Source organism: Caldovatus aquaticus (assembly GCF_019458025.1).
Lineage (GTDB): Bacteria > Pseudomonadota > Alphaproteobacteria > Acetobacterales > Acetobacteraceae > Caldovatus > Caldovatus aquaticus.
In genome coordinates, this window is the sequence record NZ_JAHZUY010000024.1 from 38786 (window position 1) to 47301 (window position 8516).

General features: G+C 75.9%; 8 protein-coding genes. 5 read left to right on the forward strand and 3 right to left on the reverse strand.

Annotation, left to right across the window (positions count from 1 at the left end; translation table 11 throughout):
* Positions 1-115: 115 nt before the first annotated feature.
* From K1J50_RS10440 to mntR, 3 genes are all read right to left on the reverse strand, one after another.
* Entirely contained in the window at positions 116-538 is a 423-nt protein-coding gene (locus K1J50_RS10440) for a CBS domain-containing protein (RefSeq protein WP_220117656.1), read from the reverse strand.
* Between the two features lie 105 nt (positions 539-643).
* A complete protein-coding gene (locus tag K1J50_RS10445) occupies positions 644-2539 on the reverse strand; it encodes a PHA/PHB synthase family protein (RefSeq protein ID WP_255575167.1) in 1896 nt (631 codons plus the stop codon).
* 177 nt (positions 2540-2716) lie between these two features.
* A complete protein-coding gene (gene mntR / locus K1J50_RS10450; protein ID WP_220117657.1) occupies positions 2717-3181 on the reverse strand; it encodes a manganese-binding transcriptional regulator MntR in 465 nt (154 codons plus the stop codon).
* Positions 3182-3324: 143 nt separating this feature from the next.
* Here mntR and K1J50_RS10455 point away from each other — a divergent pair, with 143 nt between their 5' ends.
* From K1J50_RS10455 to K1J50_RS10475, 5 genes are all read left to right on the forward strand, one after another.
* Positions 3325-4359, forward strand: coding sequence for a metal ABC transporter solute-binding protein, Zn/Mn family (locus K1J50_RS10455; RefSeq protein ID WP_220117658.1), 1035 nt, complete (start codon positions 3325-3327; stop codon positions 4357-4359).
* The gene (locus tag K1J50_RS10460) at positions 4356-5192 is read left to right on the forward strand and encodes a metal ABC transporter ATP-binding protein (protein ID WP_220117659.1); all 837 of its coding nucleotides are present in this window, start codon (positions 4356-4358) and stop codon (positions 5190-5192) included. Before K1J50_RS10455 ends, K1J50_RS10460 begins: the two co-directional genes overlap by 4 nt.
* A complete protein-coding gene (locus K1J50_RS10465; RefSeq protein ID WP_220117660.1) occupies positions 5189-6550 on the forward strand; it encodes a metal ABC transporter permease in 1362 nt (453 codons plus the stop codon). The genes K1J50_RS10460 and K1J50_RS10465 overlap by 4 nt, the downstream gene beginning before the upstream one ends.
* Positions 6547-7515 (forward strand): metal ABC transporter permease, encoded by a 969-nt coding sequence (locus tag K1J50_RS10470; RefSeq protein WP_220117661.1) that lies wholly within the window; start codon positions 6547-6549, stop codon positions 7513-7515. The genes K1J50_RS10465 and K1J50_RS10470 overlap by 4 nt, the downstream gene beginning before the upstream one ends.
* 640 nt (positions 7516-8155) lie before the next feature.
* A partial coding sequence (locus K1J50_RS10475; RefSeq protein WP_220117662.1) for an IS5 family transposase occupies positions 8156-8516 on the forward strand: 361 nt, incomplete at its 3' end.

Below are 8516 nucleotides of genomic sequence, written 5' to 3' on the forward strand. Positions count from 1 at the left end.
GCGGTCTCCTGCGGGGCGCCGAGACTAGGGCGCCGCGGGCGCCGCGGCTAGCCGGTCCCGGGAGGCCCGGCGCCGCCGGCGGCGCTTGCCGCCGGGGGCCGGGGGCTCGCCGTCCTCAGCGCAGGATCTCGAAGAAGCCCGTCTCCTCGTCGAGCCGCGCGTGCTCCGTGGCGCGGAAGTCGTAGCGCGAGACGATGCCGCGGACCCGGCCGTCCCGGCACACCGGGAGATGGCGGAAGCCGCAGTCGGAAAGCAGGCGCAGCGCCTCCACCGCCGTCGCCTCCGGCGGCAGCGTCACCGGGTCGCGGGTCATCACCTTGCGCAGCTTCGTGCGCCTGGCGTCGCAGCCCTCGGCGAGGCAGCGCACCGCGTCGCGGCCGGTGAAGATGCCGACGAGGCGGTCGCCGTCCTCCACCACCAGCACGGCGCCGACACGGCGCTTGTGCATGGCGGCGCAGGCCTCGGAAACGGTGGCGTCCGGTCCCATCATGAGGGGACGCTGGTCGCGGACGATCTCGCCCACCCTGCGTTCGTGCATGCCCTCTCTCCCCGCCGCCCCGCGCGGCACCGCTGCCGGCGCCAAGGAGGCGACGCCGGCGCGGCGCGCGCCTTGATCCAGCGCAACGGGCGCCCGCGCCGGTCCTCAGGCCATGTGGACGTAGGTGCCGGGCGCGGGATCGAGCGGCACCAGGCCGCGCTCCGGCGCGCCCATCGGCGGCGGCGGGGTCCGCTCGCCCGAGCCGGCCGCGACCAGCCATTCCTCCCAGGCCGGCCACCAGGAGCCCTCGTGGCGCGGCGCGACGGTGGCCCAGGTGTCGGGGTCCATGTAGCGCTCGCCGTGGCGGCGCGTCATCAGCTGGAAGCCGCTGCCCGGCCAGCCCGGCGGCGGGTTGACGATGCCGACATTGTGCCCGCCGGTCGCGAGCGCGAAGGTGACGTTGGTGTCGCTGAACAGGCTCACCTTGTAGACCGAGCGCCAGGGGGCGATGTGGTCGCGCAACGTGCCCACCGCGAAGATCGGCGCGCGGATGTCGCGCAGCGCGATCACCCGGCCCTCGACCGCGAAGCGCCCGGCGGTGAGCCGGTTCTCGAGGAACAGGCCGCGCAGGTACTCGCTGTGCATGCGCGCAGGCATGCGCGTCTGGTCGGCGTTCCAGGCCGCCAGGTCGGTCATCTCGTCCCGTTCGCCGAGCACGTAGTTGCGGATCAGCCGCGACCAGATCAGCTCGTTCGAGCGCAGCATCTGGAACGCGCCCGCCATCTGGTGGGTGTCCAGGTAGCCCTGGTCCCACATCAGGTCCTCGAGCCAGCGGAGCTGGTTCTCGTCGATGAACATCATCAGCTCGCCCGCCTCGGCGAAGTCGGTCTGCGCGGCGAGCAGGGTCATGGAGGCGAGCCGGTCGTCGTGGTCGCGCGCCATGGTGGCGGCGGCGATGGCGAGGATGGTGCCGCCCAGGCAGTAGCCGCAGGCGTGGACCTTCCGCCCCGGCACGATCGCGCCCACCGCGTCGAGCGCCGCCATGACGCCGCGGCGGCGGTAGTCGTCGAGGCTCGTCTCGCGGTCGCGCGCGTCCGGGTTCTTCCACGAGATCATGAACACGGTGTGCCCGCGCTCGACCAGCCAGCGCACCAGCGAGTTCTCCGGGCTGAGGTCGAGGATGTAGTACTTCATGATCCAGGCCGGCACGATCAGCACCGGCTCGGCGTGCACCCGCTCGGTCGCCGGCGCGTACTGGATCAGCTCCATCAGGTCGTTGCGCAGCACCACCCGGCCCGGCGTGACGGCGATGTTGCGGCCGACGACGAAGCGCTCCGCCCCGGCCGGAGGCTTGCCGGCGAGCGCGCGCTCGAGGTCCTCGATCCAGTTCTCCGCCCCCCGCAGCAGGTTCAGCCCGCCTTCGCGGATGGTGCGCGTCATGATGACCGGGTTCAGCCAGGGCTGGTTGCTCGGCGCGAACACGTCCAGGATCTGGCGCATCATGAAGCCGAGCTGCTCCTCGTGGCGGCGGGTGACGCCGGGGACGCGGCGGACCGCCTCCAGCCACCAGGATTCGGCGAGCAGGTGGGCCTGGGCGACGGCGTTGAACGGGAACAGGCTCCAGCCCGGGTCGGCGAAGCGCGCATCGGAGGGGGCGGCGACCGGCTCGGCTTCCCGCCCGAGGGCCGAGCGGGCGAGCCAGAGGGCGTAGCGCGCGGCCAGCACCTGGGCGTGCAGGGCGAGCGACAGCCGCTTGCCCGGCGCCCCCGCGAGGTTGACCGCCCAGTCCAGCCAGGGCGCGGCCAGCGCCAGGGGGGAGATTCCCTGCGTCGCGCGTGCCTGCGCCGCGCGCAGGCTGCGGTCGAGCGTCTCGAAGCTGGGCAGCGGCGCGCCGCCCGCAGTGGCGCCCGGGGCCTGGCCCGGCCGCGCGGCGGGCGCCGCCGCGGGCGATGGCGGCCTCGCGGGGGCGGGAGGCGCGGGCGGCGCGGGCACGGGCCCGGCCGGGGCCGCTGCCTCCGTCGTCCTGCCGTCCGCCTGCATCCGGCGATCGCTCTCGTCCATGGAACCGCTCCCGCTGCGATGCCGCTTCCCCCGCTTCCCTGCCGGGGCGGCGCGGTGCGCGCGTTGCGCTTCGTCAATCGCGCGCCGGCGGGCCGGTTCGCCCGCTCGCGCCGGGCGGCGTCGCCCGGATTCCGCGCCCGGGGCCGGGCGCGCGGCCGCCGGCGGGCCGGGGCGCCGTCACTGCCCGGCGGGGGAGGGGCGGCCGGCGAGGAAGCGTTCGAAGGCGGCAAGCGTGGCGTCGCTGACGTGGTGCTCGATCCCCTCGGCGTCCATCTCCGCCACCGCGGGCGGCACGCCGATCGCGCGCAGGAAGGCGACCACCGTCTGGTGGCGCGCCCGGACCCGGCGTGCCATCGCCTGCCCGGCCTCGGTCAGGAAGACGCCGCGATAGGGCTTGGCGTGGGCGAGGCCGTCCCGCTTCAGGCGGCCGATCGTCTTGATCACCGTGGCGTGGGTCACGCCGAGCCGGCGGGCGATGTCGATCGGCCGCGCCTCGCCCTCGCTCTCGAGCAGGTCGGCGATGATCTCGACGTAGTCCTCCGCCAGGGCGCTGGCGCGCGCCGAGCGGGCCGAGGCGTGGCGCGCCGCCTCGTCCGGCCGGTGGTCGGCGGCCTGGGCCTCCGGGTGTCCAAGCAATTCCATGGGTGCAATCTAGCAGGACCGAAGCCCTTGCGCCAACTTGTAGCCAAGGCTCGATATTCGGGCTTGAGCGCGACAATGGGGCCGATTATCCAGAATGGGGCCGGAGGAACACGCCGGCGCGAGCTCGCCCCAGGAGCGGACGCATGACCGACCTCCCCGACCGGGCCTCCCGCCACGCCGGCCACCGCGTGCCCGGAAGGCGCGCCGCGCTGCGCGCAACCGGCGGCCTGCTCGCCGCCGCGCTCCTCGCGTGGCCGTGGCGGGACATCGACGCCCAGGCGCCGCGGCGCGGCCCGCTCGCGGTGCTCGCGACCACCGCGATGATCGGCGACCTGGTGCGGGAGATCGGCGGCGAGCGCATCCGCCTCGAGGTGCTGATGGGACCCGGGGTGGACCCGCACCTCTACAAGCCGACGCGGGAGGACGTGGCGAAGATGCTGCGCGCCGACGTCGTCTTCTACAACGGCCTCGGTCTCGAAGGGAAAATGACCGACGCCTTCGTCCGCATCGCCCGCAGCGGCAAGCCGGTCTATGCGGTCACGGAGCTGCTGCCCGAGGATCAGCTCCTGGAGCCCGAGGGCGCGAACGGCCACTACGACCCGCACGTCTGGATGGACCCGCGGGCCTGGTCGCGCGCCGCCGAGCTGATCGCGGACAAGCTCGCGGACCACGATCCGGGAGGCGCGGCGGGCTTCCGCCGCCGCCTCGCGGTGCTGCAGGCGCGCATCCGGGAGCTCGACGCCTATGCCGAGCGCGCGATCGCCTCGATCCCCGAGCGGCAGCGCGTGCTGGTCACCGCGCACGACGCCTTCAACTACTTCGCCCGCCGCTACGGCATCGAGGTGCTGGGCATCCAGGGCATCTCGACCGAATCCGAGGCCGGCGTGCGGCGCATCCAGGAGCTGGTCGCGGTGCTCGTCGGGCGGCGCATCCCCGCGGTCTTCGTCGAGAGCTCCGTGCCGGACCGCAATGTCCGGGCGCTGGTCGAGGGCGCGCGGGCGCGCGGGCACGACGTCGTCGTCGGGGGCGAGCTGTTCTCGGACGCGATGGGCGAGCCCGGCACCTACGAGGGCACCTACATCGGCATGATCGACCACAACGTGACCGCGATCGTCCGCGCCCTCGGCGGCGTGGCGCCGGAGCGCGGCTTCCAGGGCCGGCTGCGCGCGGCGTCATGAGCGGATCGCCCGCGAGCGGCGCCTCGCTGCCGCTGCCGGTCCCGGCGCTCTCGGTCCGGCACCTCTCCGTCGCCTACAACGACCAGCCGGCGCTCTGGGACGTCACCTGGGAGTCGCCGCCCTCCGGGCTGGTCGCGATCGTCGGGCCGAACGGCGCCGGCAAGTCCACGCTGCTCAAGGCGGTGCTCGGCCTCGTCCCGCGCCTCTCGGGCGAGGTGCGGGCCTTCGGCCGGCCGATCGCCGAGGTGCGCCGCCGCGTCGGCTACCTGCCGCAGCGGGCGAGCGTGGACTGGGACTTCCCCGCGACCGCGCTGCAGGTGGTCGCGATGGGGCGCTACCCGCGGGTCGGCTGGATCCGGCCGCTGCCCCGCGCGGAGCGGGAGCGCGCCCGCGCCGCGCTCGCCGAGGTCGGCATGGCGGCGTATGCCGACCGGCAGATCGGCCAGCTCTCGGGCGGCCAGCAGCAGCGCGTCTTCCTCGCGCGCGCGCTCGCGCTCGAGGCCGACCTCTACCTCATGGACGAGCCCTTCGCCGGCGTGGACGCGGCGACCGAGCGCGCGATCATCGAGGTGCTGCAGCGCCTGGCGCGGGAAGGGCGGACGGTGATCGCCGTGCACCACGACCTCGCGACGGCGCCGCAGTACTTCGCGCACGTGCTGCTGCTGAACGTGCGCGCCATCGCCGCCGGGCCGATGGCGACGACCTTCACGCCCGAGAATCTCGCGCGCACCTATGGCGGCCGGCTGTCGCTGCTGGAGCAGGCGGTGGCGGCGGCGCTCGGCGGCGGCGTGCCGGTGGGCGGGGCGACGCCCGGCGGGCCGGAGCGGCGATGAACGGGGCGCTGCTCGAGGCGCTGCTGTTCGCCGGCGGCTACAACGCCGCCGTGGTGGCGCTCGGCTGCGCGGCCTTCGGGCTCGCCGCGGGCGCCGTCGGCTGCTTCGTGCTGCTGCGCGGCCGCGCGCTGATCGCTGACGCGGCGGCGCACGCGACGCTGCCCGGCGTCGCCGGGGCCTTCATCCTGGCCGCCGCGATGGGCTGGGATGCCCGCTCCCTGCCGCTGCTGCTGGCCGGCGGCGCGGTCACGGCCGGCCTCGCCGTGCTCGTCGTCAGCGCGCTGACCCGGGGCGGGCGCCTGCGCGACGACGCCGCCATGGCGCTGGTGCTCTCGATCGGCTTCGGCCTCGGGGTGGTGCTGGTCTCGGTCGTGCAGTCGCTCGCCGTCGGCGGCCAGGCCGGACTGAAGAGCTTCATCCTGGGCCAGGCGGCCGGGATGCGGGCGTCCGACGCGCAGCTCATCGGCGCGCTCGCGGCGCTGTCGGCGCTACTGGTGGCGGTGCTGTTCAAGCCGCTGGCGGCGCTCTGCTTCGACCGCGACTTCGCCGCCGCGGTCGGGTTGCCGGTGCGGACGCTCGACCTCGGGCTGCTCGCGCTGATGCTGGCGGTGACGGTCACGGGCCTGCGCGCGGTCGGCCTGGTCCTGGTGGTCGCGCTGATGGTGATCCCGGCGGCGACGGCGCGGCTCGCGACCGAGCGGCTGGAGGTGATGGTGCCCCTGGCGGGCGCCCTGGGCGCCTTCGCCGCCTGGTTCGGCGTGGCGCTGTCCGCCGCCCTGCCGAACCTCCCGACCGGCGCGACCATCGCGCTGGTCGCCTGCGGCGTGTTCGCGCTGGCGCTGGCGTTCGCGCCGCGGCGCGGGGCGCTCGCCTTCGCCTGGCGCCAGGCGCGGCTGTCGCTGGCGGTGGCGCGCGACCATGCCCTGCGCGCCGCGCTCGAGCAGGCCGAGGCGGCGGCCGCGCCCGGCCGGGGCGCGCCGCTGACCTGGGCCGAGATCGGCCGCGGCGCGGGGTGGACCGCCTGGCAGCGCGCCGTGCTGCCGCGCTGGATGCGGGCGAGCGGCCTCGTCGCCCAGGACCCGCGGCGGGGGGACGGCGTGACGCTCACCCCGGCGGGCCTCGCGGCGGCGCGCGAGCTGACGCGCCGCCACCGGCTGTGGGAGCACTACATGCAGGCGGCCGGCGGGCTCGCGCCCGCGGCGGCGCACCGCCTCGCCGACCAGGTGGAGCACACCCTGCCGCCGGAGGTCGCGCGGGAGGCCGAGGCGTGGCTCAGCCGCCACGATCCCGGCCGGCTGCGGCCGGATGACGTCGGCCTGCCCCGCCCCGGCGAAGCGATCCCGGAGCGACGAGGATGACGGAGTTCCTGCGGCTCGACCTCGCGGCCCTGCTCGCGGCGGTGCTCGCCTGCCTCGCCTGCGGCCTGATCGGCAACCTGCTGCTGCTGACGCGGCAGAGCCTGCTTGGCGACGCCATCAGCCACGCGGTGCTGCCCGGCATCGTCCTCGGCTTCTGGGCCAGCGGCTCGCGCGCCGCGCCGCCCCTCGTGGCGGGCGCGATGGCGGCCGCCGTCACCGCGGCGCTGCTGATCGCGCTGGTGCGGCGGCTGACGCGGCTCGAGCCGGGGGCAGCCATGGGCGTCGTGTTCTCCGGCATGTTCGCGCTCGGCCTCGTGCTGATCGAGGTGACCGGCGCGCGGGCGGTGGACCTCGACGTGGACTGCGTGTTGTACGGGCAGCTCGAGGCGCTGATCTGGCCCGCCGCGGAGGGGCTCGGCTCGCTGCTCGATCCGGCGGCGCTCGCGGAGTTCCCGGCCGAGGTGAAGACGCTCGCCGCGATCCTGGCGCTGACCCTCGGGCTGCTCGCGCTGCTGTGGAAGGAGCTGCGGCTCGTCGCCTTCGATCCCGATTTCGCCCGGACCATCGGGTTCGCGCCGCGGCTGGTCTCGGTGCTGGTGCTGGTGCTCGTCTCGGCGGCCTGCGTGGCCGCGTTCTGGGCGGTGGGCTCGATCCTGGTGATCGCGGCGCTGGTCGCGCCGGCCGCGATCGCGCGGCTGCTGACCAACGACTACGCCGCGCAGTTCGCGATCTCCGCCCTGGCGGCCGTGGCGATGGGGGGCGGCGGCTACTGGGCCGCCGTGCTGGTGCCGGACGCCCTCGGCCTCGGCCATGGGCTGAACGCGGCCGGGATGATGGCCGTGGTGGCGGGCCTGCTGCTGGCCGGCGCCTGCCTGCTCGGCCCCTTCGGGCCGGCAGGGCGCGCGCGGCGTCGCGCGGCCGTGGCCGTCGGCCCCGTGCGCGTGCCCGCCCCCGCGGCCGAGTAGCGCCGGCGACCGCGGCGCGGGCGCCCGCAAGCCGCCCGCCTCCCGCTCCAGGCCGCTCGCGGCGCGGCTTCGCGCGCCGCCTGCGGGGGAGAGCGCCGGCGCGGTCGAGCCGTGGGTTGGCGGGATGCCGTCTTCGGCCGCCCCGCCGATCCCGGCCTTCCGCCGCCGCAGCGTGTCTCGGAGCGCCAACGGAGGGGGGCGAAGGCACGGGTCGGGCCCTGCACTGCGCCCGCCCGCGCCCGTTCGCGTGGCGCCCGATGCGCACCGGGACCGCGCGGCGGATGGCCCGCCATGCGGCCCCGGGCGTGCGGTCGGGCGGGGGGAGGCTTCCGGTGCCGCTTTCGACGGGGGAGGGCGTGCTGCCGGCGGGGCTGAGGGGCGCCGCCGACCTCGTCCCTGAACGGCGGCAACGCTTCCGCGCCAGGGCGGCGCGCCGCCGCGCGTGCGCCGCACCTGCACCGCCCGCGCCGGTGGCCGGCGGGCATTGGCGGGGAGCGCGCCGCCGCGCGCCCGACGGTGCGGAGGAGCCGTTGCCGCGCGCACCGGCGGGTGGAGACGGACCAAGAGCGTGTTTGAGAAGGGGATTTCGTCGGGGGGAGAAGCGTGATTCATGGGGTGTCGGCCTTGAGGGCGACACCCGATGCGACGGCGCCGCCGAGCCTACCCGACCGACCTGACCGATGCCCAATGGGCGGCGATCGCGGAACTGGTGCCCGAGGCGCGGCCCGGCGGCAGGCCGCGCCGGGCATCGTCGCGCGAACTGGTCAACGCGATCCTCTACGTGCTGCGCGGTGGCATGGCCTGGCGCCTGCTGCCGCACGACTTCCCGCCCTGGCAGACCGTCTACTACTACCTCCGCCGCTGGCAGGCCGAAGGCGTGTGGGAGCGCATCCACCATGCCGTGCTGCTGGCCGACCGCGCGCGGGCAGGCCGCGAAGCCAGCCCGACGGCGGCGATCATCGACAGCCAGTCGGTGCGCACCGGCGATCAAAAGGGGGCTC

Bases quoted from the DNA above. Each gene is read 5' to 3' on its own strand.
- K1J50_RS10465 (WP_220117660.1), top strand. From the start codon at position 5,189: ATGAACGGGGCGCTGCTCGAGGCGCTGCTGTTCGCCGGCGGCTACAAC.
- K1J50_RS10445 (WP_255575167.1), bottom strand. From the start codon at position 2,539: ATGGACGAGAGCGATCGCCGGATGCAGGCGGACGGCAGGACGACGGAG.
- K1J50_RS10440 (WP_220117656.1), bottom strand. From the start codon at position 538: ATGCACGAACGCAGGGTGGGCGAGATCGTCCGCGACCAGCGTCCCCTC.
- K1J50_RS10470 (WP_220117661.1), top strand. From the start codon at position 6,547: ATGACGGAGTTCCTGCGGCTCGACCTCGCGGCCCTGCTCGCGGCGGTG.
- K1J50_RS10455 (WP_220117658.1), top strand. From the start codon at position 3,325: ATGACCGACCTCCCCGACCGGGCCTCCCGCCACGCCGGCCACCGCGTG.
- mntR (WP_220117657.1), bottom strand. From the start codon at position 3,181: ATGGAATTGCTTGGACACCCGGAGGCCCAGGCCGCCGACCACCGGCCG.
- K1J50_RS10460 (WP_220117659.1), top strand. From the start codon at position 4,356: ATGAGCGGATCGCCCGCGAGCGGCGCCTCGCTGCCGCTGCCGGTCCCG.